This is a genomic window from Streptococcus infantis, assembly GCF_015546995.1.
GTDB lineage: Bacteria > Bacillota > Bacilli > Lactobacillales > Streptococcaceae > Streptococcus > Streptococcus infantis_J.
In genome coordinates this window covers 76637-102416 of sequence record NZ_JADMUH010000002.1, presented here as the reverse complement: position 1 = coordinate 102416, position 25780 = coordinate 76637, and the positions used below count along the sequence as shown (strand labels likewise).

The 25780-nt window shown below is 38.9% G+C and carries 31 protein-coding genes; 22 read left to right on the top strand and 9 right to left on the bottom strand.

Going from position 1 to position 25780, the window contains the following annotated elements; translation table 11 throughout:
- Positions 1-46: 46 nt before the first annotated feature.
- Complete coding sequence (locus I1J71_RS01400; RefSeq protein WP_045613885.1) at positions 47-1315, bottom strand: extracellular solute-binding protein; 1269 nt, start codon at positions 1313-1315, stop codon at positions 47-49.
- A 417-nt stretch (positions 1316-1732) separates the two neighbouring features.
- On the opposite strand from I1J71_RS01400, the gene malQ reads away from it, so the two are divergent.
- Together malQ and glgP are read left to right on the top strand one after the other, a co-directional pair.
- Entirely contained in the window at positions 1733-3250 is a 1518-nt protein-coding gene (gene malQ / locus I1J71_RS01395) for a 4-alpha-glucanotransferase (RefSeq protein ID WP_195183458.1), read from the top strand.
- 23 nt (positions 3251-3273) lie between these two features.
- Positions 3274-5532 carry a glycogen/starch/alpha-glucan family phosphorylase gene (glgP, locus tag I1J71_RS01390; protein ID WP_195183457.1) on the top strand — a complete coding sequence of 753 codons (2259 nt, stop codon included), beginning with the start codon at positions 3274-3276 and terminating at the stop codon, positions 5530-5532.
- A 53-nt stretch (positions 5533-5585) separates the two neighbouring features.
- Here the strand turns inward: glgP and I1J71_RS01385 are convergent, their stop codons facing one another.
- Together I1J71_RS01385 and tyrS are read right to left on the bottom strand one after the other, a co-directional pair.
- Entirely contained in the window at positions 5586-6434 is an 849-nt protein-coding gene (locus tag I1J71_RS01385; RefSeq protein WP_195183456.1) for a putative RNA methyltransferase, read from the bottom strand.
- Positions 6435-6486: 52 nt separating this feature from the next.
- Positions 6487-7743, bottom strand: a complete 1257-nt coding sequence (gene tyrS, locus I1J71_RS01380; RefSeq protein WP_195183455.1) for a tyrosine--tRNA ligase — start codon at positions 7741-7743, stop codon at positions 6487-6489.
- A 183-nt stretch (positions 7744-7926) separates the two neighbouring features.
- Here tyrS and mutL point away from each other — a divergent pair, with 183 nt between their 5' ends.
- From mutL to I1J71_RS01360, 4 genes are all read left to right on the top strand, one after another.
- Positions 7927-9876 (top strand): DNA mismatch repair endonuclease MutL, encoded by a 1950-nt coding sequence (gene mutL, locus I1J71_RS01375; protein WP_195183454.1) that lies wholly within the window; start codon positions 7927-7929, stop codon positions 9874-9876.
- Positions 9877-9995: 119 nt separating this feature from the next.
- Positions 9996-10589 carry a Holliday junction branch migration protein RuvA gene (gene ruvA / locus I1J71_RS01370; protein WP_195183453.1) on the top strand — a complete coding sequence of 198 codons (594 nt, stop codon included), beginning with the start codon at positions 9996-9998 and terminating at the stop codon, positions 10587-10589.
- Between the two features lie 9 nt (positions 10590-10598).
- Positions 10599-11162, top strand: a complete 564-nt coding sequence (locus I1J71_RS01365) for a DNA-3-methyladenine glycosylase I (protein WP_195183452.1) — start codon at positions 10599-10601, stop codon at positions 11160-11162.
- Positions 11159-11836, top strand: a complete 678-nt coding sequence (locus tag I1J71_RS01360) for a CPBP family intramembrane glutamic endopeptidase (protein ID WP_195183451.1) — start codon at positions 11159-11161, stop codon at positions 11834-11836. The genes I1J71_RS01365 and I1J71_RS01360 overlap by 4 nt, the downstream gene beginning before the upstream one ends.
- Before the next feature lie 57 nt (positions 11837-11893).
- Here I1J71_RS01360 and I1J71_RS01355 read toward each other — a convergent pair whose 3' ends face one another.
- The 6 genes from I1J71_RS01355 to I1J71_RS01330 all read right to left on the bottom strand — a co-directional run bounded on the left by I1J71_RS01355 (position 11894) and on the right by I1J71_RS01330 (position 17434).
- Entirely contained in the window at positions 11894-12157 is a 264-nt protein-coding gene (locus I1J71_RS01355) for a SemiSWEET family transporter (RefSeq protein ID WP_049496815.1), read from the bottom strand.
- Positions 12158-12356: 199 nt separating this feature from the next.
- Positions 12357-13031: a DUF1129 domain-containing protein gene (locus I1J71_RS01350; RefSeq protein ID WP_195183450.1), complete on the bottom strand. Its 675-nt coding sequence runs from the start codon at positions 13029-13031 to the stop codon at positions 12357-12359.
- 12 nt (positions 13032-13043) lie between these two features.
- Entirely contained in the window at positions 13044-13988 is a 945-nt protein-coding gene (locus I1J71_RS01345) for a magnesium transporter CorA family protein (RefSeq protein ID WP_000815631.1), read from the bottom strand.
- Positions 13989-14159: 171 nt separating this feature from the next.
- A complete protein-coding gene (locus tag I1J71_RS01340; protein WP_195183449.1) occupies positions 14160-15326 on the bottom strand; it encodes a tyrosine-type recombinase/integrase in 1167 nt (388 codons plus the stop codon).
- Positions 15327-15670: 344 nt separating this feature from the next.
- Entirely contained in the window at positions 15671-16660 is a 990-nt protein-coding gene (locus I1J71_RS01335; protein ID WP_195183448.1) for a DUF3644 domain-containing protein, read from the bottom strand.
- A gap of 231 nt (positions 16661-16891) precedes the next feature.
- A complete protein-coding gene (locus I1J71_RS01330; RefSeq protein WP_195183447.1) occupies positions 16892-17434 on the bottom strand; it encodes a helix-turn-helix domain-containing protein in 543 nt (180 codons plus the stop codon).
- Positions 17435-17640: 206 nt separating this feature from the next.
- Here I1J71_RS01330 and I1J71_RS01325 point away from each other — a divergent pair, with 206 nt between their 5' ends.
- From I1J71_RS01325 to I1J71_RS01250, 16 genes are all read left to right on the top strand, one after another.
- The gene (locus I1J71_RS01325; RefSeq protein WP_195183446.1) at positions 17641-17841 is read left to right on the top strand and encodes a helix-turn-helix transcriptional regulator; all 201 of its coding nucleotides are present in this window, start codon (positions 17641-17643) and stop codon (positions 17839-17841) included.
- A 14-nt stretch (positions 17842-17855) separates the two neighbouring features.
- Complete coding sequence (locus tag I1J71_RS01320; protein WP_195183445.1) at positions 17856-18482, top strand: Rha family transcriptional regulator; 627 nt, start codon at positions 17856-17858, stop codon at positions 18480-18482.
- Positions 18483-18777: 295 nt separating this feature from the next.
- On the top strand, positions 18778-18978 hold the full coding sequence (locus I1J71_RS01315) for a hypothetical protein (RefSeq protein WP_195183444.1): 201 nt from the start codon (positions 18778-18780) through the stop codon (positions 18976-18978).
- A gap of 15 nt (positions 18979-18993) precedes the next feature.
- The gene (locus tag I1J71_RS01310; protein ID WP_195183443.1) at positions 18994-19302 is read left to right on the top strand and encodes a hypothetical protein; all 309 of its coding nucleotides are present in this window, start codon (positions 18994-18996) and stop codon (positions 19300-19302) included.
- Between the two features lie 11 nt (positions 19303-19313).
- On the top strand, positions 19314-19514 hold the full coding sequence (locus I1J71_RS01305; protein WP_195183442.1) for a hypothetical protein: 201 nt from the start codon (positions 19314-19316) through the stop codon (positions 19512-19514).
- Entirely contained in the window at positions 19515-19856 is a 342-nt protein-coding gene (locus I1J71_RS01300) for a DNA-binding protein (protein WP_195183441.1), read from the top strand. It begins immediately after the preceding gene.
- Complete coding sequence (locus I1J71_RS01295; RefSeq protein WP_195183440.1) at positions 19849-20124, top strand: XRE family transcriptional regulator; 276 nt, start codon at positions 19849-19851, stop codon at positions 20122-20124. The genes I1J71_RS01300 and I1J71_RS01295 overlap by 8 nt, the downstream gene beginning before the upstream one ends.
- Positions 20117-20272, top strand: coding sequence for a hypothetical protein (locus I1J71_RS01290; RefSeq protein WP_195183439.1), 156 nt, complete (start codon positions 20117-20119; stop codon positions 20270-20272). The genes I1J71_RS01295 and I1J71_RS01290 overlap by 8 nt, the downstream gene beginning before the upstream one ends.
- A gap of 3 nt (positions 20273-20275) precedes the next feature.
- Positions 20276-21505, top strand: a complete 1230-nt coding sequence (locus I1J71_RS01285; protein ID WP_195183438.1) for an AAA family ATPase — start codon at positions 20276-20278, stop codon at positions 21503-21505.
- A 462-nt stretch (positions 21506-21967) separates the two neighbouring features.
- On the top strand, positions 21968-22429 hold the full coding sequence (locus I1J71_RS01280; protein WP_229026598.1) for a hypothetical protein: 462 nt from the start codon (positions 21968-21970) through the stop codon (positions 22427-22429).
- A gap of 110 nt (positions 22430-22539) precedes the next feature.
- Complete coding sequence (locus tag I1J71_RS01275) at positions 22540-23049, top strand: hypothetical protein (RefSeq protein WP_195183436.1); 510 nt, start codon at positions 22540-22542, stop codon at positions 23047-23049.
- A 614-nt stretch (positions 23050-23663) separates the two neighbouring features.
- Entirely contained in the window at positions 23664-24092 is a 429-nt protein-coding gene (locus I1J71_RS01270; RefSeq protein ID WP_195183435.1) for a hypothetical protein, read from the top strand.
- A 288-nt stretch (positions 24093-24380) separates the two neighbouring features.
- Positions 24381-24533, top strand: coding sequence for a hypothetical protein (locus tag I1J71_RS01265; protein ID WP_229026597.1), 153 nt, complete (start codon positions 24381-24383; stop codon positions 24531-24533).
- Positions 24534-25029: 496 nt separating this feature from the next.
- Entirely contained in the window at positions 25030-25221 is a 192-nt protein-coding gene (locus I1J71_RS01260; protein WP_195183434.1) for a hypothetical protein, read from the top strand.
- Positions 25222-25248: 27 nt separating this feature from the next.
- Positions 25249-25464, top strand: coding sequence for a hypothetical protein (locus I1J71_RS01255; RefSeq protein ID WP_195183433.1), 216 nt, complete (start codon positions 25249-25251; stop codon positions 25462-25464).
- A gap of 62 nt (positions 25465-25526) precedes the next feature.
- On the top strand, positions 25527-25754 hold the full coding sequence (locus tag I1J71_RS01250) for a 16S rRNA processing protein RimM (protein WP_195183432.1): 228 nt from the start codon (positions 25527-25529) through the stop codon (positions 25752-25754).
- Positions 25755-25780 lie beyond the last annotated feature (26 nt).

Below are 25780 nucleotides of genomic sequence, written 5' to 3'. Positions count from 1 at the left end.
ATGTTTAAATTATCTCCCTTGAATCAATCAATTAGTTACCAAATTTTTAGTTACCAAATTTTTGTTGGATTGTTTCTTTAATCAATGTTACAGCATCATTAGCAGCTGTTTTAGCATCTTTCTTACCGCTTACAGCGTCAAAGAGCATTGTTTTAGCTGGGTCCCAAACTGTTGACATTTGAGAGATGTTTGGCATTGGTTGAGCGTTTTGGAACTGTTTGATAACAGCTGTAGTCAACTCATCGTTTTTACCTTCAGCGTAAGCACGAGCTTCAGTGTTAGCTGGGATTTCGTTAGTTGCATCGTAGAATGCTTTTTGTTGGTCAGTTGAAACAAGGAAGTCCACGAATTTTTGAGCTCCTTCAAGGTTCTTAGTGCTTGATGGGATGATCCAAGCTTTACCACCACCAAAGGCTGCGTAGTTTTTACCGTTTGGAAGAGTTGGGATAGTTGCAACACCGTAGTTTACTTTAGCATCTTTGAATGCTTGAGCTTTCCAAGGACCATCGATGATCGCAGCTGTTTTACCTTCTTGGAATTGAGTTTGGATCAAGTTTCCAGCACCTTCAGTGTCTTGCATACCTTTAGGCCATTTGTCGTACCAAGTCTTAGCGTATTCGATACCTGCGATAGCACCATCGTTAGCAAGACCGATATCTTTAGGATTTTTACCATTGTCACCAAATACGTAAGCTCCGTTACCAGCAAGAAGTCCGTATGCGTAGTAGAAGTTAGTCCAGTCAGCTAGGAAAGCAGTTGTTTTTCCGTCTTCACCAGCGAAAGCATATTTGCTATCTTTAGCAAGGTTTTCTAAGTCAGCAAATGTTTTTGGAGCTTCTTTAATCAAATCTTTGTTGTAGTACATAACAAGTGATTCGATAACGGCTGGAGCTCCGTAAACTTTACCACCAACAGTTACAAGAGATTTAGTAGTGTCATCTGTTTTAGCACCGTCGCTCAAAGTAACTTCTGAAAGTTGTCCGTCAGTACCAAGGCTACCTACACGGTCGTATGGAGCCATCATAACGTCAGCAGCTTTACCTGATTGGTTATCAAGTGAAAGGTTATCAAGTCCACCTAATTGGTCACCAGTTTTAATAGTAACTTTTACACCAGCTTCTTTTTCGTAAGCTTTTGCAGCTGATTCTGCGAAGGCTTTATATTGATCTTCAACGTAGAAAGTGATTTCTTGACTTCCTGATGCAGAAGAATCAGCAGCTTTATCAGCAGTTTTGCTTCCGCAAGCTACCAAAAGCAAGCTAGCAAGAGTAGCAGTACCAAGTACGGCAGCGCTCTTCATGAATTTAGTTGACATAGTGTATTCCTCCTAAAGAATAACAAATTTTAATTTCGAGGAAACGCAAACGTTTTCCCTTATGACCCTAGTATAGCACAAACAGAAAACGGTTGCAAGCGTTTTTTATAAAAATTTTTAAAAAGCTTAAAGTTAAGAAAAACTGAAAACTGTCCTTACAATAGGAAGAAAAGATAAATAATTAAGGAAAAAATGTTCGGAAATGGATGAATGGAAACGATTGCGCAATTTTTTTGAAAAAAATATCAAGTTAAGAGAAGAGGATATAGTAAATTTCATTTTTAATTATATAAATAAATCAAAAAAAGTTTTCTAAAAACGCTTGCATTTCTTTTTGAAATGGGTTATACTTTAGTTAGCGCAAACGTTTGCGCAAAAATTGAAGTAATTAACAATATAAACACTTGAGGTGCTAATATGAAAAAACGTCAAAGCGGTGTGTTGATGCACATCTCATCACTTCCAGGAGCATACGGAATCGGATCATTTGGTCAAAGCGCCTATGATTTCGTTGACTTCTTGGTTCGCACTAAGCAACGCTACTGGCAAATCCTTCCTTTGGGAACAACTAGCTATGGAGATTCTCCATACCAATCATTCTCAGCTTTTGCTGGAAACACTCATTTTATCGATCTTGATATTTTGGTAGAGCAAGGATTGTTGGAAACAAGTGATCTTGAAGGTGTTGATTTTGGTAGCAATCCAACAGAAGTTGACTACGCTAAAATCTACTACGCACGTCGTCCACTTCTAGAGAAAGCTGTCAAACGTTTCCTTGAAGTCGGAGATGTCAAAGACTTCGAAAAATTTGCGCAAGAAAATCAATCATGGCTTGAACTATTTGCAGAGTATATGGCAATCAAAGAGTATTTTGACAACCTTGCTTGGACAGAATGGCCAGATGCAGATGCTCGTGCTCGCAAAGCTTCAACTCTTGAAAGTTACCGTGAGAAATTAGCTGACAAGCTTGTTTACCATCGCGTAACCCAATACCTTTTCTTCCAACAATGGTTGAAATTGAAAGCATACGCCAACGATAACCACATTGAAATCGTTGGAGACATGCCTATCTATGTGGCTGAGGACTCAAGCGATATGTGGGCTAATCCGCATCTCTTTAAAACAGATGAAAACGGAAAAGCGACTCACATTGCAGGATGCCCACCAGATGAGTTTTCTGCAGACGGTCAACTTTGGGGGAACCCAATCTATGACTGGGAAGCAATGGACAAAGATGGCTACAAATGGTGGATTGAACGCTTGCGTGAAAGCTTTAAAATCTACGATATCGTTCGTATCGACCACTTCCGTGGATTTGAGTCTTACTGGGAAATCCCTGCTGGTTCTAAAACAGCGGCACCTGGTAAATGGGTGAAAGGACCTGACTACAAACTCTTTGCAGCGGTTAAAGAAGAACTTGGTGACTTGAACATCATCGCAGAAGACCTTGGATTCATGACTGATGAAGTTATCGAGCTTCGTGAGCGTACTGGATTCCCAGGAATGAAAGTCCTTCAATTTGCCTTCAACCCAGAACATGAAAGTATCGACAGCCCACACTTGGCACCAGCAAACTCAGTTATGTATACAGGAACACACGATAACAACACTGTTCTTGGTTGGTACCGTGATGAGATTGACGATCCAACACGTGAGTACATGGCACGCTATACAAACCGCAAGGAATACGAAACAGTAGTACATGCTATGCTTCGTACAGCCTTTTCATCAGTAAGCTTTATGACTATCGCTACTATGCAAGATTTGCTAGAGTTGGATGGTTCAGCTCGTATGAACTTCCCATCTACTCTTGGTGGAAACTGGTCATGGCGTATGACAGAGGATCAATTGACTCCTGCTGTCGAAGAAACTTTGCTTGACTTGACAACCATTTATCGCCGAATTAATGAAAATTTGGTAGAATTAAAGAAATAAGACATTATCAGGAGACACAAAAAATGTTACCATTAAAAGAATTTGTACAAAATCGTTACAATAAATCTATCGCAGAATGTAGCAACGAAGAGCTTTACCTTGCTCTTCTTAACTACAGCAAACTAGCAAGCAGCCAAAAACCAGTCAACACTGGTAAGAAAAAAGTTTACTATATCTCAGCTGAGTTCTTGATTGGTAAACTCTTGTCAAACAACTTGATTAACCTTGGTCTTTATGACGAAGTTAAAAAAGAACTTGCTGACGCAGGTAAAGAGTTGATCGAAATCGAAGAAGTAGAATTGGAACCATCGCTTGGTAATGGTGGTTTGGGACGTTTGGCAGCCTGCTTTATCGACTCAATCGCTACACTTGGTTTGAATGGTGACGGTGTTGGTTTGAACTACCACTTCGGTCTTTTCCAACAAGTTCTTAAAAACAACCAACAAGAAACTATTCCTAACGCTTGGTTGACTGACCAAAACTGGTTGGTTCGCTCAAGTCGTAGCTACCAAGTGCCATTTGCACACTTCACATTGACATCTACTCTTTACGATATCGATGTACCTGGTTACAAGACGGCTACTAAAAACCGTTTGCGTTTGTTTGACTTGGATTCAGTTGATTCTTCAATCATCAAAGATGGTATCAACTTTGACAAGACAGACATCGCTCGTAACTTGACTCTTTTCCTTTACCCAGACGATAGCGACAAACAAGGTGAATTGCTCCGTATCTTCCAACAATACTTCATGGTTTCAAACGGTGCACAATTGATCATCGATGAAGCAATCGAAAAAGGAAGTAACTTGCACGACCTTGCTGACTACGCAGTTGTACAAATTAACGATACTCACCCATCAATGGTTATCCCTGAATTGATCCGTCTTTTGACTGAACGTGGTATCGAACTTGATGAAGCAATCTCTATCGTTCGTAGCATGACTGCCTACACAAACCACACAATCCTTGCTGAAGCCCTTGAAAAATGGCCTCTTGAATTCTTGGAAGAAGTGGTTCCTCACTTGGTACCAATCATCAAAGAATTGGACCGCCGTGTTAAAGCAGAATATAAAGACCCAGCTGTTCAAATCATCGATGAGAATGATCGTGTACACATGGCGCACATGGATATTCACTACGGATACAGCGTAAACGGGGTTGCAGCTCTTCACACTGAAATCTTGAAGAACTCAGAGTTGAAAGCTTTCTACGACATCTACCCAGAAAAATTCAACAACAAAACAAACGGTATCACATTCCGTCGTTGGCTCATGCATGCTAACCCAAGCTTGTCTCACTACTTGGATGAGATCCTTGGACGCGAATGGCACCATGAAGCTTCTAAATTGGAAGACCTTCTTTCATACGAAGACAAGGCTGCTGTCAAAGAAAAATTGGAAAGCATCAAAGCCCACAACAAACGTAAGTTGGCTCGTCACTTGAAAGAACACCAAGGTGTGGAAATCAATACTAACTCTATCTTTGATATCCAAATCAAACGTCTTCACGAGTACAAACGTCAACAAATGAATGCTTTGTATGTGATTCACAAATACTTGGACATCAAGGCTGGTAACATCCCTGCTCGTCCAATCACAGTATTCTTTGGTGGTAAAGCAGCTCCTGCCTACACAATCGCCCAAGACATCATCCACTTAATCCTTTGCTTGTCAGAAGTGATTGCTAACGACCCAGCAGTAGCTCCACACTTGCAAGTCGTAATGGTTGAAAACTACAACGTTACTGCAGCAAGCTTCTTGATCCCAGCATGTGACATCTCAGAACAAATCTCACTTGCTTCTAAAGAAGCTTCAGGTACTGGTAACATGAAATTCATGTTGAACGGAGCTTTGACTCTTGGTACTATGGACGGTGCTAACGTGGAAATCGCTGAGTTGGTTGGAGACGAAAACATCTACATCTTTGGTGAAGATTCAGAAACTGTTATCGATCTTTACGCAAAATCAGCTTACAAATCAAGCGAATTCTACGCTCGTAAAGCGATCAAACCACTGGTTGACTTTATCGTGAGCGACACTGTTCTTGCAGTTGGTAAGAAAGAACGCTTGGAACGTCTTTACAATGAATTGATCAACAAAGATTGGTTCATGACTCTTCTTGACTTGGAAGACTACATCAAAGTGAAAGAGCAAATGCTTGCTGACTACGAAAACCGTGACGCATGGTTGGATAAAGTGATCGTCAACATTGCTAAAGCAGGATTCTTCTCATCTGACCGTACAATCGCTCAGTATAACGAAGATATCTGGCACTTGAACTAAGATTAAACAAAAACGCATCTTAAATAGATGCGTTTTTTGATATTTAAACTAATTTACAGTGCTTTCCCAACCAGAATCTCTGCTTCGATAGTAATCTCAGTCAACTGGCTCCAGTCAATCTTGGTTTGGTCAACGTGAAAGAGGAGGGGTGTCATGCTGAGTAAAGCCTGTCTTTGCTCTGCGGTGATAGGCTTGGTCAGGGAGGCTATCTGACTAGATTGGATGCTGAAATGTTCCTGGAAATGTTCCCTGATATCTTGGTTGGAATAGTCCTTCTTTGTTAGCTGGTCCTGTACTATTTGGCGAATTTCCTTGAGGTGATTTTCGGTAGGAATGACCTTAATTAAGATACCGTTTTGAGATAAAACGCGGCGAAATTCACCATAGTTAGCAGGGGAAAAGATATCAAGCAGGATATCCATGCTGGCGTCTTTTATAGGAAGTCGAGCCAGGTCGCCAACGAACCAGTTGACTGCCCAGTTGGTTTCACTTTTAGCAGCGATTTGGACTGAGTCTTTTGAAATGTCAAAGGCGTAGAAGGTCTTATCAGGATGGGCTTCTTGGAGCTTGCGAGAGTAGAAGCCTTCGCCACAACCGATGTCCAAGACAGTTTTTGCAGATGATTTAGTCGCTAGTATGTCTGAGATGCCTTCTAAGATAGCCTGATAAAAGCCAGCTTCTAGGATTTGCTGGCGATTTTGAAAGTTTTCCTTGTCGTAATTGGCCGATTGTTTGATTTGTGGTGCTAGATTGACATAGCCGAATTTTGCCAGGTCAAAAGAATGGCGGTTGCTACACTTGAGGCTAGTATCTACCAAGGTCAGATTTTCTTGGCAGATAGGACAGGCAAAGGCACTAGCAGAAGCAAAGCGCTGGAGTTTGGGTTTGAGGTTTGTATTCATAGTTTTAGTCTAGCAAAAAAAGAACTGGATAGCAAATGCATCCAGTCTGTTTTTAATATGTAAGGACGAAGTATTTTTTCTTACCACGGCGGATAACAGTGAGTTCGTTCTCTAACTTATCTGCGTCACTCAAGATATAGTCAAGGTCTTGGATACGGTCACCGTTGACGTAGATAGCTCCATTTTGCACGTCTTCACGGGCTTGGCGTTTTGAGTTAACCACGCCAGAAGATACAAGAAGTTCAACGATGTTGTGATTTTCGTCTGCCTGTACTTGGTAGTTTGGCACGCCACGAAGTCCTTGTTTGAGTTCTTTGACAGAAAGGTTTTTGATATTTCCTGCAAAGAGTTGTTCAGTGATGTTAAGGGCTTCTTTGTAAGCTTCTTCTCCATGAACAAGAGTCACAACTTCACGAGCGAGGACTTTCTGAGCCAAGCGTTCGTGTGGTGCTGCTTCGAATTGTTTACGGATGTCTTCAATCTCGTCTAATGACAAGAAAGTAAAAATTTTCAAGAAGCGAACAGCGTCAGCGTCCATGACGTTCATCCAGAATTGGTACATTTCGTATGGAGAAGTCTTTTCAGGGTTGAGCCAGACTGCATTTCCTTCTGATTTACCAAATTTCTTACCAGTTGCATCTGTAATGAGTGGGACAGTGATGACGTGACCAGTCTTATCAGCCTTACGACGAAGTAATTCTGTACCAGCAGTCATATTTCCCCATTGGTCAGAACCACCGATTTGAAGGGTTACATTGTGTTCTTGGTTGAGGACAAAGAAGTCGTACCCTTGCATGATTTGGTAGGCAAACTCAGTGTAAGAAATCCCTGTTTCAATCCGTTTTTTCACAGACTCCTTGCTCATCATGTAGTTGACAGTGAAGTATTTTCCGATATCACGGAGGAAGTCAATGAAGCTGATGCTGCCAAACCAGTCGTAGTTGTTGACCATGACAGCTTTATTTTCACCATTTTCAAAGTCAAGAAAGCGAGAAAGTTGTCCTTGGATAGACTTGACCCAGCCATCTACTGTGTCTTTTGTTTGGAGACTACGTTCAGCATCTTTGAAGGACGGATCTCCGATGAGACCTGTAGCACCGCCAACGAGCGCATATGGTTTGTGACCTGCTAACTGCAAGCGACGACTTGTCAAGATTGCGACAAGGTGACCTAGGTGAAGGCTGTCAGCAGTTGGATCGTAGCCAGTATAATAAGAAACTTGACCTTCTTCTAGGGCTTTACGTAAAGCTTCTTCATCAGTCGTTTGAAAAATCAAACCACGCTCTTTTAGCTCATCAAAAATGTGCATGTGTCTTTTCTCCTTTTTAAAATATTATTTCTACCTATTTTACCACAAACTTGGCAAATAACCTAGTAAAATCGGGAAGAAAGTTGCTACTCGGACTTTTTTGGAAACGAGTGAAATATGGTATAATAGCACTAGCTTATTTTCAGAGAAATAGATAAAAATCGTTAAGAAAGGGGCTGAAAGATGTCTCATATTATTGAATTGCCAGAAGTCTTGGCCAATCAGATTGCAGCAGGAGAAGTTATCGAACGTCCTGCTAGCGTTGTCAAAGAATTGGTTGAAAATGCTATCGATGCTGGCTCTAGCCAGATTATCGTAGAGATTGAAGAAGCTGGACTTAAAAAGATCCAAATCACAGATAATGGACATGGAATCGCCCACGATGAAGTCGAGTTGGCTCTCCGCCGTCATGCGACCAGTAAGATTAAGAATCAAGCGGATCTTTTTCGGATTCGGACCCTCGGTTTTCGTGGAGAGGCCTTGCCCTCTATCGCATCTGTCAGTGTTTTGACTTTGTTGACAGCGGTGGACGGTGCCAGTCACGGGACCAAGCTAGTAGCTCGTGGGGGAGAAGTTGAGGAAATCATTCCAGCGACCAGTCCTGTGGGGACTAAGGTTTGTGTGGAAGACCTATTTTTCAATACACCGGCTCGTCTCAAGTATATGAAGAGCCAGCAGGCAGAGTTGTCTCATATCATTGATATTGTCAATCGTCTGGGGCTAGCCCATCCTGAGATTTCTTTTAGCCTGATTAGTGATGGCAAGGAAATGACACGAACAGCTGGTACAGGTCAACTGCGTCAAGCCATTGCTGGAATTTATGGTTTAGCCAGTGCTAAAAAAATGGTTGAGATTGAGAATTCTGACCTAGACTTTGAAATTTCAGGCTTTGTCTCATTGCCTGAATTGACACGGGCTAATCGTAACTATATCAGCCTTTTTATCAATGGGCGTTATATCAAGAATTTCCTGCTCAATCGTGCCATTTTAGATGGATACGGTAGCAAGCTCATGGTGGGGCGTTTTCCGCTGGCTGTCATTCACATCCATATCGACCCTTATTTAGCAGATGTCAATGTGCATCCAACCAAGCAAGAGGTGCGAATTTCCAAGGAAAGAGAACTGATGGCGCTGGTTTCAGAAGCTATTGCAAAGAGTCTTAAGGAACAGACCTTGATTCCAGATGCCTTGGAAAATCTGGCCAAATCTGCGGTTAGAAATCGTGAAAAGGTGGAGCAAACGACTTTGCCACTGAGAGAAAATACGCTCTACTATGAAAAAAATGAACCGACAAGACCGACACAAGCTGAGGTGGCAGACCATCAGGTGAATCTGACGGAAGAAAGACAGGATTTGACCTTGTTTGCCAAGGAAACCTTGGACCAGCTGACCAAGCCTGCTAAACTGCATTTTGCAGAGAGAAAGCCAGCTAGCTATGACCAACTGGACCATCCAGAGTTAGATCTAGCTAGTTTGGATAAGGCTTATGATAAGTTGGAGCGGGAAGAGTCTTCGAGCTTCCCGGAGTTGGAATTTTTCGGTCAGATGCATGGAACCTATCTTTTTGCCCAAGGTCGAGATGGGCTCTACATCATAGACCAGCATGCGGCTCAGGAACGGGTTAAGTATGAGGAGTACCGTGAGAGCATTGGCAATGTTGACCAGAGCCAGCAGCAACTCCTAGTGCCCTATATCTTTGAATTTCCTGCGGATGATGCCCTTCGTCTCAAGGAAAGAATGTCTCTTTTAGAGGAAGTAGGCGTCTTTCTAGCAGAGTACGGGGAGAATCAATTTATCCTGCGTGAACATCCGATTTGGATGGCAGAGGAGGAAATCGAGTCTGGAATCTATGAGATGTGCGATATGCTCCTCTTGACCAAGGAAGTTTCTATCAAGAAATATCGAGCAGAGTTGGCCATTATGATGTCCTGCAAGCGGTCCATCAAAGCTAACCATCGTATCGATGACCACTCGGCTAGACAACTCCTCTACCAACTCTCCCAATGTGACAATCCATACAACTGTCCACACGGACGTCCTGTTTTGGTACATTTTACCAAGTCAGACATGGAAAAGATGTTCCGTCGCATTCAGGAAAATCACACTAGTTTACGAGAACTAGGAAAATACTAATACTCTTCGAAAATCTCTCTAAACTGCGTCAGCTTCACCTTGCCTAACTCAAGTTATGCCTACGGTTAGCTTCCTAGTTTAGATTTGATTTTCATTGAGTATAAATTGAAGGGAAAATTATGTACGAATATCTAAAGGGTATTATTACCAAAATTACTGCTAAATACATCGTTCTTGAAACTAACGGTATTGGCTATATCTTGCATGTTGCCAACCCTTATTCTTACTCAGGACAAGTCAACCAAGAAGCGCAAATCTACGTGCATCAAGTTGTTCGCGAAGATGCTCAGCTACTTTACGGTTTCCGTTCGGAAGATGAGAAAAAGCTCTTTCTCAGCTTGATTTCTGTATCAGGCATCGGCCCTGTTTCAGCTCTTGCCATCATCGCAGCTGATGACAATGCAGGCCTCGTTCAAGCTATTGAGACTAAGAACATCACCTACTTGACCAAGTTCCCTAAAATCGGTAAGAAAACAGCCCAACAGATGGTGTTGGACTTAGAAGGGAAAGTTGTTGTGGCAGGAGACGATCTCCCTGCTAAAACTGCGGCTCCATCTAGCAGTGACAACCAAGAACTGGAAGAAGCTATGGAAGCCATGTTGGCTTTGGGCTACAAGGCAACTGAGCTCAAGAAAATTAAGAAATTCTTTGAAGGAACGACAGACACAGCTGAGAACTATATCAAGTCGGCCCTTAAGATGTTGGTGAAATAGGAGATTTCTATGCCAAAACGCTGTGGCTGGGTTAAAATGAACAACCCTCTATATGTAGCCTACCATGATGAGGAATGGGGTCAACCCCTACATGACGACCGAGCGCTTTTTGAGTTGCTTTGCATGGAAACCTATCAGGCTGGTCTGTCTTGGGAAACGGTGCTCAATAAACGACAAGCCTTTCGGGAAACTTTTCATGACTATCAAGTTCAAGATGTTGCGGACATGACTGATGAAGAATTGGAAGCTTTGATGGATAATGCGGCCATCATTCGCAACCGTGCCAAGATTTTTGCGACACGTGCCAACGCCCAGGCCTTTCTACAAGTGCAGGCAGAATTCGGAACTTTTGATGCCTATCTTTGGTCTTTTGTGGATGGACAAACCATCGTCAATGATGTGCCTGACTACAGCCAGGCGCCTGCCAAAACAGCTCTATCTGAGAAATTATCCAAAGATCTCAAAAAACGAGGTTTCAAGTTTACAGGTCCCGTAGCAGTTTTGTCATTTCTACAAGCTGCAGGGCTAGTTGATGACCATGAGAATGATTGTGAATGGAAGGGTCTTAAATGATGTCTAACAAATATAAGGGAATTCTGATTTTTTCGATTCTCTATACAGTTCTTTTTGTGTTTGATGGTGATAAATTGCTGGCTTCTGTGATGCCATCTGCCATTGAGAATTATCTACAATATCTACTCTATGTAGTATTAGCTCTATATGGCTCTTTCTTGTTCAAGGATAGATTGATTCAACAATGGAATGAGATTAGAAAGCCTAAAAGAAAATTCTTCTTTGGCGTTTTAAAAGGCTGGCTCTTTCTCATTCTGATGACGGTTGCCTTTGACTTTATATCAGGAATGTTGAGGCAGTTTTTGGCGCTAGACGGACAAGGTCTAAATCAGTCTAATATTCAAAGCACCTTTCAAGAGCAACCATTACTGATAGCCGTTTTCGCCTGCATCATAGGACCTATAGTGGAAGAACTCTTTTTCCGTCAACTCTTATTGCATTACCTGCAGAAAAAACTGTCAACTTGGCTAAGCATTCTTCTGGTAGGACTTGTCTTTGCTCTGACTCATATGCATAATGTAAGTTTATCAGAGTGGATTGGTGCAGTCGGATACCTAGGTGGTGGCCTTGCCTTTTCTATTATTTATGTGAAAGAAAAGGAGAATATTTACTATCCCCTATTTGTTCACATGTTAGGGAATAGCCTCTCCTTCATCATTTTAGCCTTGTCTTAATCTTATACATAAAAAAGCAACCGCTCGATGTGGTTGCTTTTTATAGTAGTTGCATTCTTATAGAGCAGTAAGGAAGGTCAGTCCGCCAAGGACAACCCCAGCCGAGTTTGGAATGATTAGAATCCAGTCTTTCTTAGGCTCTTTTGTCCATCCATAAATGACCCAGATTAAGCAAGAGACTGCTGCTGATAAAGGTTGAAATGGTTGAGCTTTGTTTCCTTGTAAATTGGCAAAAATTTGAGGGATGTAGGCTATAAATACAATAATTCCGATAAAGGCACCAATTGAACCAACAATTTGATTAATTCTCTGTTTAGTCATATATATTTCTCCTTATTACTTTATTAGTATAACAGAAAAACAACTTGGATTCAAGGACAAAACCTCGGGATTCTAAGGAAAGACTTTACATTAGAACGTTTTTAGAAAATGTAGCTACTTTTCTTTGGAGAATAAAAAAAGCTTTGGAGCCATAATAAAAGTAGTCTGTCTGTAAAACACACTACTTTTATTGTTTATCTTAATATCTAGCAGGTCCAGCACTTGCACTCTTGATGTTGAAACGTTTTTTGAGGTAGAAACGTAGGGCAAGGAGAGCTCCTCCAATCACCAATAAAACAAGTGGTGGGAGGCTGATGTTGATGGCTTGTGGAAGGAAGTTGCTCAAGAAGAGAATGAGAACCCATGCAAACATAGTTGCTAACATAACCAAAAGTGATTTCCAGAATGGAGGGCGTTGGCTACGGTCAGTATCTGGTCCGTAGTAGCGGTAGATGAAGTGATAGAGAAGGTAAAAGGCAACTCCACCAAAGGCCCCTACACTGATAAGTGTTACCAATCCGTAAGCTACGGGTTGGTTTGAGAAGAAGCTCATCAAGGCGCTAACCACTGCAAACAGTCCTGTGATGAAAAGGGCTGAATCCAACATCATCAATTTTGGATCGTCATTTTCCTTTGGATGTTCTTTTTCGTATTGCTCTTTTTCACTAAAGCTGTGAGCCCAGTGAGTTGGTGCTCCGTAGATAGAACGAGCTGTCACTCCTTTTGGTTGCTCCTCAATGATATGAGGAATCACTTCTTCAAGGATAGCCTTGATTTCAGCATCTGTTTTTCCGTCCTTGAGAAATTGCTGGGTTGCAATATGGATAAATTCCTGGTTTTTCTTTGTTAATTCTTTTAAATCAATCTGTGACATAATAACTCCTGTTTAGAACCATTTTTTATGGATGAGGTAAAGAGTGAGAGAAACACTCATAGCAAAGGCGATAAAGACGATGAGCCAGAAAGCATGCGGCTCTCCGTTTAAAGGAATTTCATTGTCCTTAAAGTTCATTCCGTAAGCTGAGAAAATCATGGTTGGGATGGACATAACGATGGTCACGAGGGCCAAGGTTTTCATGATATTGTTCTGGTTGTTTGAAATGATAGAAGCGAAGGTCTCTGTCATAGAGTGAAGGACGTTTCCATAGATGTCCGCCATCTCGATGGCCTGTTGCGTTTCAATCAAGGTATCTTCCAGTAAGTCTTCATCTTCAAGGTATTTCTTGATATTGCTAGTTGCGCTGGTCAATTTTTTAATCACGCGCTCGTTTGTCTTAAGAGAGGCCTTGAAGTAGACGATGGTCTTTTCCAACTCCATGAGTTCAATCAATTCTTCATTTCGAGTAGATTTGTGAAGTTGACTCTCAATCTGCTCACTTTTACGTTCAATTGAACGGAGGGCGGTTAGGTAAATCTCCGCATTGCGGTAGAGAATCTGGAATATAAAGCGCGAACGCATGAAGGTATAGAAATTTCGAAGCCTACGATTGATAAAGACATCAAGAAGTGGGAGAGGCTCCAAACAAGTGGTAATAATAGCCTCTTCGGTGATGATAATCCCCAAGGGAATAGTCACATAGTAGGTCTGGTTATTTCTTTCCTCTGTGATTGGGACGTCTACGATAATCAAAGTGTACTCATCTTCGATGGTGATACGAGACATCTCTTCCGCATCGAGCGGTGCACGGAGGTCTGCGATATCGATATCAAAGGCAGAGGCGATTTCCATCGATTCGCTCTGGGTAGGATTGACGAGATTGATCCAAGTGCCCGGCTGGAGCGTATCGATCTCTTTAAATTCAGTTGTTGTTGAGAGAAAGACTTGTTTCATATCTCCTATCCTTTCCTAATCTATTCTGTGTTTAAGTGATTTTTAGCACCGTACTATTATACTACAAAATCGGCTTTTTTCAAATAAAATCTTACAAAAATACCGTTGTTATTGGCTTTTCGTTTTGTCTTGAAATGTTGCTTTTTTAATTTGCTCCCCTTTTTGCTCCCCTTATAGTGCTTTTAGTGCAGTTTCGTAGAATGATACTGCTTTTTTTGCGTTCTCTTTTGAGAGGTGGCTATATGTGTCCATGGTCATTGATAAAGTTGAATGACCTAGGCGGTGCTGGAGTTCCTTGTAAGGTATTCCAGAGTTAAGCAGTAAACTAGCGTGAGTATGACGGAAACCGTGAAAACCAATATTAGGGACACCAGCACGCTTAAAATGTGTTAGTAATCTTCTTTTAAGTTTTGAACTGCTAGGATACTCATGAATAAAATCGGAGAATACCACGCTTTCACATTGCCCTATCTTCCATGCCTCCTTAGTTTGGCGTAGCTTGTATTGTTTTAGCATATCAATAGTAGCTAAATCTATATCTATATCCCGATAACTAGCCTTAGATTTTGGGCTATTAATTTCTAATTCCCGATTTAGTGTTTTGGTAATATGCACAACGGCATTATCTAAGTCTATATCAGACCAAGAAAGGGATAAAGCTTCATTGATACGGCAACCAGTAGCTAGTAGGAACTTATAGAGCGTTGCCTCATAGTAATAACGATATCTGTTGCTATCTAAATTATCGAGATAAACAAGAAACTTTTTTAATTCTGGATTATCAAAGTGTTTTACTTTTTGTCGCTTTGCTTTCTGAGTGTTACGAGGTAAAACAACATCACGCGCAGGATTGGACGGTATCGCTTGCATAGTTACACCATACTGTAAGATACGTTTGTTTAAAGCATGTATCTTGTCATAGTGTAGAAAAGCCCCTTTTTCCCCTCTATTAGTCTTGTCAGCAAGTTTGTTGATAATTGACTGGATAAGTGGAGTAGTGAGTTTATCGAGCTTATAAGTCCCAAAATTAGGCAATATATGATTATCGATTAACTTTCTAACATTACCTTGAGTGTTTGGTTTAACTGTATTCTTATAACTTTCCAACCAGAGATTAGCTAATTCCTGATAGCTTGTTATGGCACTTGCTTTTTGTCTAGTAGATCCTGTTTTTTGAAAATCTATTTTTTCTTGAGTAGCTTTCTGCTTAACTTCCTTTTGTGTCCGACCTGTTACCTTAGTTTTAACTTTCTTTCCTGTTACTTGGTCAACTCCTAAGTAAACACTTGCTCGGTAGACTTTACTACCGTCTTTTTTTATAACTTCAGTTATTTTCATGATCTATACCTTTCTAAAATACATCAGCAGGCAAGCTATTATTAAAAAGGTTTTAGATTGTGGTTTAAATCATGCTAGGGCTTTACAGATTGCCCTGTATTCAAGTTTAACAAGTTAGATAGGTAAATTATATGCTTAATTGTTAAGTGGTAAAAACACTTATTTTACAGTGTTTTTTGAGAGTTTTTTTCTAAAGTTAGTTTACCAGTTAGCTAACAAAACACTTTACATTTCCCACGCGCGTGGTATAATAGAATTAACAAGATAACTTGCGAAGGATTAACGTTGTGTTCCCAAAGGGGAGTAAGTCGATGGACGAGAATTCACATATGCCTGGGGTTATCTTATTTTTTTTGTCTTTTTTTCAAGTTTTCTACGAACGTTTCAGGATTTCGTTCGATCTCCTCAATTATAAAATCGCAGAGGACTGGAGAGTAGCTATATCGATTACCGATTTTATAATGGTAGCAATAGCGTTCATTTGTCTTAACGTCATAAAATGTATTAAAAAGTTGAAAGTCGTTTGTTGTAAACGGCATTTTTTGTTTTTCTTTAGCGACTATTTTTGTTAATAAAATACCTTTAGATTTCAGACGTCTATTTACAATTTTGATAACTTCTCTAGTAGTTAATGGATAGATAGCATTTGGATCTTTAACCTCTCTAAGTACACCTATAGGTGTTTCAGCAGTGTTATCAAATTTAACCAACAAGTCTGCCTCTTGTTTTCGTTTAGTAATATAAAATCGTGTTTCAACAGGAACAGCATAGTCAGAATTACTAGTAGATATTTCACTTTCGATTTTAGCTTGTTCAGAAAGTAAGCGTTCTGCCATTTTGGGGGAATATTTTGCCCTGATTTCTTCTTGATTAAGTTGATCGATGCGGACTGATAAAGTCAAGAAATTTTGTGCAATTTGTTTTGTGATATCCTCATTGTGAAACTCTTGCATTTTTAAAATATAATTAGAAACACATGCTTGAAATAATGGGGCATAGATATGTTCATAATCTTCTGTTATGAAGTGGGTACTAGTATTCCTAAGTTCTATAATTCGAATTAGATTTTTTCGTAATGATCCATGTTTATCTGGAAATACTGTTTCAACTGCATTTTCTAATGATATCGTTCTATCCTTACTATCCTTAAAATATATTGCTTCTTCACCATCATTATTAATGATATAAGCCTTTAGCATTAATTCCCAGGCGTTACAGATAAAAAAACTAAAACCTTCAATTCTATATTTAATTGTTGGTTTGTTATATATTTCAAGCCCCATAATAAAAGCCTCGATGCTCTTATCAACTAATCTTTTACTTAAATCTTCCATAGGTTTCCTTTCTTATAAGATTTTCTAAATTATGGCTTATGTGCGCCTGGGTCTTATCATTAATATTCTCATTGAGCAAAGGTCGAAGCATAATAATCACGCGCTTTGTTAGATGTAATCGGCTTTTTCGGCTCCCCTAAAAGAAAAATATTAGAGCTGAGTTTCCAGGGCCTTTTAGTTAAGTCGAGAAAACACGCGCTTCAGGATTGTTGGATATTGTGGCGCGTGGATTTAGAATCCTTTCCTCCAGGTCTCTTTTTCTTGTTTCTCCTTTGTAATAGTTCTTTTTACTTTTTCAGCCATATCAAAAACCAGATTCTTTATTATCTTTTTATCTTCCTTAGGGAGTATTCCATAATTTAGTAATAACTCTTCTTCATCGGTATATGAAAGTTGATTTACTGCAGATAAGAATGAAGTAAGTTTAGAATAATCAGGATCATCATGACCAGTTACATATTGGTCTTCTAGCACCTTCATTAAATCATCGCCAAGAAGCGAATACACTTTAGCTTTTACATGGTTAAATGGATCATTAGAATCTTTTCGGTAAAGTTGATAACTTGCTTCTTGGCTATCTCTATACTCACTATACCCCAACAGATACCCAACGCTTACCCCAAAGTAGTCAGCAAGTTGCTGGGCTTTTTCTGGTTTAATTTGGCTTTCTCCGTTTTCCCAATTTTGAAGAGTCCGATAATGAACCCCAATATTTTCAGCTAACTCTTTTTGAGATAGCTTTTTTTCTTGTCTTAATTCTTTCAATCTATTCATGTTTTATAACACCTTTCAAAGATGATTATATACTATATCTTAGAAAAAGTACATTTTTTTTGTGCAAAAATTAAAAAAACAGTTGACATAGGAAAAAATATTGTGTATCATACAAGTTAAGCACATAAAAAATGTGCTAATCCCCTCCAACCTTTCACACTTTCAATCTATTCATGGAGGGGGATTTTTTAGAAAGGGGGAAAGCTATGAGCAAACTACGAGGCTATCGGGTTATGTTAGGGCTGACTCAGCAACAGATGGCGAACAAGCTAAAAATTTCTTTACAGTCATACAATAACAAAGAGACTAAGAAAACGCCTTTTAATGATAAAGAGCGCCTAGCTATTAAGTCAATGGTTGCAGAAATTAAACCAGATATAACCATAGATGAACTATTTTACAGTTAGAAAGGAGCAAATCAATGGAATTAGTCTACATAGACGGTAAGAAAGAGCTGTATACACTGAGCAGTATTGTGGCAGAATGCACGGGATTGCAACATCACACAATAACCAAGACGATCCGCAAACATCAAGCAAGGTTTGAACAGTTCGGAAAGGTTGGATTTAAAATCCAAGCTATGGAGAGTGGCCAGAATACCAAGGACTATATTTTGAACGAGCAACAAGCTACTTTGCTGATTACATTCTTAAAAAATACTGATCAAGTGGCAAACTTCAAAACCAACCTAGTAAGAGCATTCTTTGAAATGCGAGAGGAACTTTCTAAGTTTCGTATTCAGAGAGCGCTAGAAAAGCCAAAAAGAAAAACCTTACATGACAGTATAGAAACATGGGAACAAGCGCCAAAGCACGCGCATAGCACCATGAATAACCTGCTACTGAAGGCAGTAACTGACAGGAACGCTAAGCAGTTAAGGGAAGAGCGTGGGGGCTATAATGGCATTGATAGCTTGACCAGTGACGAGCTAGAGCAATACCAGGCATTTGAGGACATGGTAATAGCCATGATTGGCTTGAATATGAGTTATCAGGAAATTAAGTCCACAGTATTCAGAAATAAAAAAACACGCACTAAATGCGCGTGAGAGCAACAAAAAAGGCTTAGCAATAACCACACCGCAAAGCCTTTCACACTAACACTAAAACGAATTTAACAACGCAGGCAAGCTATTATTAAAGAGGTTTTAGTAAAGATTTATACCTAGATTATAGCATATTTAGGACATTTTGACCATACGGAGAGCGCTAACTCTTTAAACTGGTACTTTCTCACGCTTTCAAATATTGGCGAGTCTGGCCGTGGGAATTAGTCAGTATAGGAAACAACGATTAAAAGGCCCATTAGGGGAATGACACAAACATAGAAAAAGGGGTAACACCATGACTAATAATATTAAAGACATGACAAATAAAGAATTTAACAACTTAATGAGTGATATTAAGGAAAGAGAGCCAAAGCTATTTCTTGTTATTCAAGACTTTGTAAATAAGAAATTATCGTCTGAAGAAGTTGATAAGTTACTTTCAATGAATAGTGAAGATCAGTTACATTTTATCAATGGTTACCAAACTAGAGCATAAGTAAGAGGTAAAGACATGAGTACAATTATATCAGAAAACAGTATTTTTACTATTAAGAAGTCAGACTATACCCATGAACAGTGGGAAAGAATGCAAAAACGAAACGAGAGCGAAGAAAGAGCTAAGGCTCAGCTTTCTCAACTTTACGGGGAACGTGTAGCGACCATGATTTTATTTAACGTTATGGCCACTTATAAGAATACTTTTAAAAGGTTTGCAGATACCTATGAGGAGGCTTGTGATGGCCTAGGTGTTCTTGTTGTTAATGACATCATCTCAAGAGCAGTCAACGGTTTACCAGCGCAAGGGGTAGAGCATAGATAAGGGGGCAAATTATGAATGAACTAGATATAACCAATACACAGGCAATTATTCTACTTTTAGTTATCGGTTTATTATTCCTTTATTTAAAGCGAATAGAGAGCCGTAAACGCGATATTTTGGAACAGGGAATAGAAACGCCAAGCAAAGATTTAAATCCTGATTATGGGCGTTATATTCAGCTTGCAGGGATCAATGTATGGGGAGGTAATTGAATGAGTCTAACACGGAATGACAAACGAGTATTAAGGCTTATCAAGGTAGGGTCTGAGAACTCCATAACAGGGGCAGAAATCAGTTTACTCACCAAGCTGACAGAAAGAACAGTACAGGATATTATCAGCCGTTTAATCACGCGCTACGGCTTTCCTATCGTTGGGGTACGTCACGGAGCTTTTAGAGGCTACTTTATCCCAGCCAACAAAGAAGAACTACTGGATGGCGCAAAGGCATTCTATAACCAGGTACAGGAGGAGCAAAAGCGTCTGACAGTTCTGTTAAATGCCGATTTAGAGAGCTATAAGCTACTACTGAAAGGGGTGGAAGAATATGTTTAGTCTAAGTAAAGAGAGTGAATACGAGCTAGCTCATGGACTATTAAACCTGGTAGAAAAATACCTGGAGGCGCGTGATTTACTCAAACCACGCTTGACTGGTTTAATGTCAGCACAGGAAGCCATGGACGAGTTAGATATAAAATACAAAACTTTGCAGAAGTGGGAAAGCGCAGGGCTAAGACGGTATCAACCACCACTAGAAGATACCAGGAAAGTATACTATAAAGTTACTGACTTGCTGAAGTTTTTGGGGGTAGAAAATGGCTAGTTTTGAACGATATCCTGGACAAAGAAAATCTGTCCGAACTACCAACGGCTACATTTGGAAAAATAGACAACTAACCCTTGAGCAACGCAAAGAGTTACAACAATTAAAGAAAATAAAAAAGAAACGGTTGAAAAATCAGAAAGGATGACTAATGACGGAAATTAAAAAACTGGGACAAGTTCCTACTGAGACGATAGGGCCATCTGCTAGCATTTTGACAGGATTGTTAAGACGTGGCCAAATATTAGGTATATCAGCACCAAGAAGATCATTAAAGACTAGCGTGGTGATTTCGCTAGCTCTATCTTTAGCCCAGGGCAATAATTGGCTAGAGTGGAAGACTAAAAGAGCTTTCAATGTCTTATATATCAATACAAATCACAAAGAAAATGATTGTTTTTGTAAATTCATGCAAATTGCCCAACTTTTAGAAGTTGGGGAAAATGACCTTGATAATATTTCTGTCTTAACCCTCCCAAAATCAACGACTTTAGAAGATTTAGTTAAGGTTGTAAAAGATAAAGTGACTAGCGATACTTTTCAAGTGATTATTATTGATAGTATTGATAATTTAAAGTTACCGCAGTTTGGGGGATCTATGGGCGATTATTTACAACAAATTAACCAACACGTAGGTGGTGGGCTGATTTATACTCAAAGCCATAGAGATAAACCTAAAGGAATTGCAGAAAGTTTGGACTTTGCGCAGTGGTCAGAATCTCTAGCTTATTGCGATAGCTTGTTAGAATTTTTCAAGATGGAATTAGATCCTGAATTGTTACGACTGGAGAGGTTGGAAGCTGTCTGGGATTTAGCTAAAAATGTAATGACAACGCACAATAAAAGATATTTTCAACTAAATGTAACAAATGATTATATCAGCTTAAAAAACAAGCGAGCAACTAGTGAGGACTTAAGAAACCATATCGAAGTAGCACTAGAGCATTTACCCGAGGAGAAAACTCAAGAAATTCTACAACTTTTCGATAGTAAAGATTTACCATTGAAAACGCGAACTTATTGGAGGCTTGAGGCGATTACCTCGGAAGCTGATTACGATGGAGAGAATAACTTTCTTTTCTACTACCCCCGATTGGTAAATGATAAGGAAAAAATATTGGCTTACCACGAACCAGGGATCCCACTTTCCAAAGGACTAAAAGAAAAAATGTGGGCTTATGAAGAGACAAAAGAAAAAGCTACAAATAAATTAAAATCTATGATAGCAGATTTTGAACAAGCGAATAATAGTCTACCCAACAAGTCAGAGCTTTCTCGTTTTGCCAAAATCAGCAGACCTACTTTAGATAAATTGATTGATGAATCCGATAATAACATAGCGGTTATCGATGGAAAGGTACAAGAAAATCCTGCCTATTAACAATCTTAAATATGTAAAGAGTTGTAAACTTTACAAATGTAAAAGTTGTAAAAAGTTGTAAAAAAAGTGTAAAAATTTTACATGATTTTACACCTTTACAAACGTAAAATTTACAACCCTTTACAACTCATTGTAAAAGTTGTAAAACAGTTATTTTTTTACACTTGTAAATTATAAATCATGATTCAAAAGATATTGATGTTATTGGACTTTTAGGGAGTTGTAAAGAGTTGTAAACACTTGTAAATTTTACAGTTGTAAAACGAGGGACACGACTAGAATAGCCTAGCGTCAATTCTAGTTTGTCCAAGTGTCCGTGGATTGTGGAAGTAAGAACAGGTACAGGAACAGGGGCGATTGAGCTACGCCCCCTGTAACCCTGTAACCCTGTCCTTTAACACTTCCACGGTGCGCGGATATATATTGTAAAAAATGGAGTAGTGAAAAGTGGTAAAAAAGAAAATGAATAAACGAGTTATCCAGGACAAAAATTTTTTAGCTTTCAAGTCAATGCCTCCTATGGCCAATCATTCAGAAGTATATACATGGATTGGCAATAATAAGCCGATGAGATATATTTTTGATAGAGTAAGAAAGTATTTAGTATTTGATAAAGCTACTTGTAAGTGGCAAGGTAAGAATTATGGGAAGCAGCCCAGGGAGTTGCTTTCTAAAACTCCACGCTTAAGATACATTACAAAAAATATATACGAGAAGATGGAAGAAAGTGAATTGGATCTTCTTTCTCCACAAGACGGAGGTTCTGCTTCTTATGTATCAGACTGGGAAACTTTTAAAGATAGTGAGATTATTCAGACATTGAAGCGTGAAGATAAACTTCTAAAATATTTTGTTATTTTAGCTATACAACAGGGGTATATTGTCATTAATGACTGCAAAAAATTTGTTGGTATTGATTATTAAAAAATAAAAAGCTGGCTATATGGAATCTTTAAACTAAAACACAGGTTATTAATTTTCTGTTTTACCTAACAAAACAATTGTTTTGGGTTTTTCTAAATATAGGGGGAATAATGAAGAAGTTAGTAATAGAAACTATTACTAAACCAATGAAGCTAAAAGGGATATCCCAAGGGGTGGCTAGGTTAGATGGTAAAAGTTTAGAAGCTGATTTAGATAATTTAACGATTAGAATTGGTAGTGAGACTTTTAAATTAGATAAGATACCAGGTACAAAAGGTGGCTATCGATATTTCTTTTTATGCCCGGATTGTGGTAGGCGGTGTAGGTTACTTTATGAAAAAAAACATGCTTGGGGTTGTGGATCATGCCAGGAGGTACACAAATTCACACTAAACCGTAGTAAAACAGATTGCCAATACTATTGGGAGCTTGCGCTGAGGGAAGCTAGAAAGGTGGAACCAGGTTGGAGTCCAAAACGTGGCGGATATATGTTTGATAGTTTCCCTGAAAGACCAAAATACATGAAACAGAAACGATATTACAAGCATTATCAAAAGTTTGTTAAATACACCAGAAAAGGGGATAGCTTTTGGCTGAATGGTTGGGGATCCCTGAGATAATTTGTAGTAGAGTGCAATTTACAAAACAAACAAATACTACATATTAGACAACTAAAACTCTGAAATAAGTCAGCTATATCAAGATTTTTGACGGATTCGAGTGTTCCGAAAAAGGGTGCGCGTGTTTTGATAAAAAAATTACTCGTTTAGAAAAAGGAAACAGGAAATACTTAGGTTTTGGTTAGGTATTGGTAAGGTTTAAATTAGGTTTTGCATTTAATAATAGTAAGGTACAGGGATTTTTTCTAGTGATAGAATCCCAAGGTTACCACAAGGTAGAGAGGTTTACTGAGGGTTAGAAAAGGTGAGATTTTGCTTAGGTAGTGGCAGTAAATACGCCTGACAAACGGCAGGGTTATGTATGTTGAACTCCGAGCGAACGCCGAGAAAGTGGATATATCCCCCAATCATTTATCAATCAAATAAGAGCAATAATAATCCTCCTTAACTCCCTGAGAAACGACAAGTAGATAAGCGAAGAAATAACTTGCCTTAATTGCTTATCAAACCACAAGGAGATACGGGGGCTATCTACCTATCCACGCGCTTCAATGAGCTTCACACCGTCACTGTACATTTTTTTTCGTGCGAAAATAAAGAAAAGGAAAAGATGAATGACTACTAATGATATAGTTAAAAGACTAAAGAACTATAAGAAGATAGAAAAGGCAATAATCAGCTTACAAAGAAAACTAAACGAGTTGGGAAATAGTTGCTATCCAAAGTCAGTGAGTTTTGAACAGAGGGTAAAAACAAGTAAGGTAAACAATACAGAGAAAAAGCTTATTGATAACATAAAGAAAAAAGATGATGTCATAGATCAGATTATAGCCTTGACTGAAGAAAAGCTAGCAGTATTAGAGTTGATAGATCATCTAAGCGACTATAAAGAGTGGCTAGCTATAACTAAATTTTATGTACTTTGTGAACCTGTTGAGATAATTTGTAAGGAGTTAAGAGTGTCAAAAACTCAGTTATATAAAGTCAAAAATAAAGCTATTGAACACTTGGAAGCTGAGGTAAACAATACTTACGACAGATAAGAGGATAAATAAGAAATATTGTTTTTCTTATTTATGTTTGATAAAATAGAGATGTGAGGGGCTTTCGCCCCCGCCTCTTAGCGTTTACCTTTTTCTTTTGCGGGATTCGGGTTTACGCTTTTTTTAATTCTGAGGTTGATAGTAAACTAAGAAAAATCTATTTACGAGTGAATAAAGATAATATTGAAAAGTTTGCGAAAAAGGATTATACTGAAGTCATAGAATGGGAAAAGGATATTTGAATTGTTACCAGAAGTTCTAAAATCCAATTTGGAAGGATCGACTGATATGGCTAAGAAAGATATTTACGATTGGCCGGAAGGCGAAGATGACAACATTGATTTTGATGCTATCCACGAACAAAACAAGAATAAAACTATTGAGGACTTGGATCGTGAATGGGAAGAATACCTTAAAACACTAAAACTTGAAACAATCTAATTAAGCACCTAGAGAAATCTAAGTGCTTTTTTCTTTTCTTTTACGAATAATAAAGTAAGAGGAAGAAAAATGAAAAAAGAGAGTACACACCCCCCACAACCGAAGTATTTAATGTAGGAGGTAGTAACTCTCATTGCTTAGATTATAACCTAAAAAACTAACTGACGCAAGAATTAAGGGTGGGTAGTCGAAATAGTAAAAGAAGCATGACTCTCCCACAGCTCTAAGGCTTTTTGGGCGGGAAAACCACACTTCTTTCTTAATCTAATTATAACTCATTTTGACTTAAAAAACAAATAGAGGTGTCCCACCTCCTACCGCAGAATGAACTGTTTCAAGGGGAGATGAAAAACCTCTATTTACTAACTAAATTATAACTCATAATACATTTAAGTACAAGAATATTGTGGAGTAAAGTAAAAGCCAGTTATGGTATAATTAAGGAAGAACACTAACTGTAAAGCAAAGAGCTTGAACCAAGGGCGGGAGGTAAGCTATGAAATTATGGACTTTTTTAAGACAAAACGTGAAACTTGTGCTTAAAGACGGCTCGATCATTTCAGGCTTTGTCCAAGAATACTGTAACAAAGATGACAACGATGAGGAGATTGACTCAATCGGCTTGGATGTCGACGGTACTCTTTATGAGTATTTTGAGGATGAAATCCTTAGTATTTCAGTAGCGTAGCGCTTAGAACATGTGAGAGGGCTAAGAATGAGTAAACAACTTTGGAACTACCTACGCTCAAGAGTTCAGGTAGTAACTAGTGACGGTAAAGTCATAAAAGGTTTTGTCACAGATTTTATTGACGAAATGGACAATGATGAGCAAGATGAAATCACCATTCTCATTGACGATCCTAGCTCTGATGAACCAACTGAGATTTCCCTATCTGAGAGTGAGATTATCTCGATTAAAGAAATCTCATAGTACTTAGTTTAATCTAGGCGCTTTCACCTACAAAAACACTATGGGAAAGGATTTAGGTTTATATGGCAATATTAGATGATTTACAAGCGTTATATGACAATGGTTGGGATGTCTCTTTTGTTTACAAAGGGCAAGATTGTGCTATCTTACCAAATTCTGTTCATGATATTGTAGTGGTTATTGGAGATAAAGAATACCAGGTATCATCATTAAATGAACTGATTTCTTTAAAAATTGGCGATAATACTTTAATAAATATTATGGATGGAATTGAAGTGCAGTATTATTAAAATAAAAAGCACGTTTGACCGTGCTA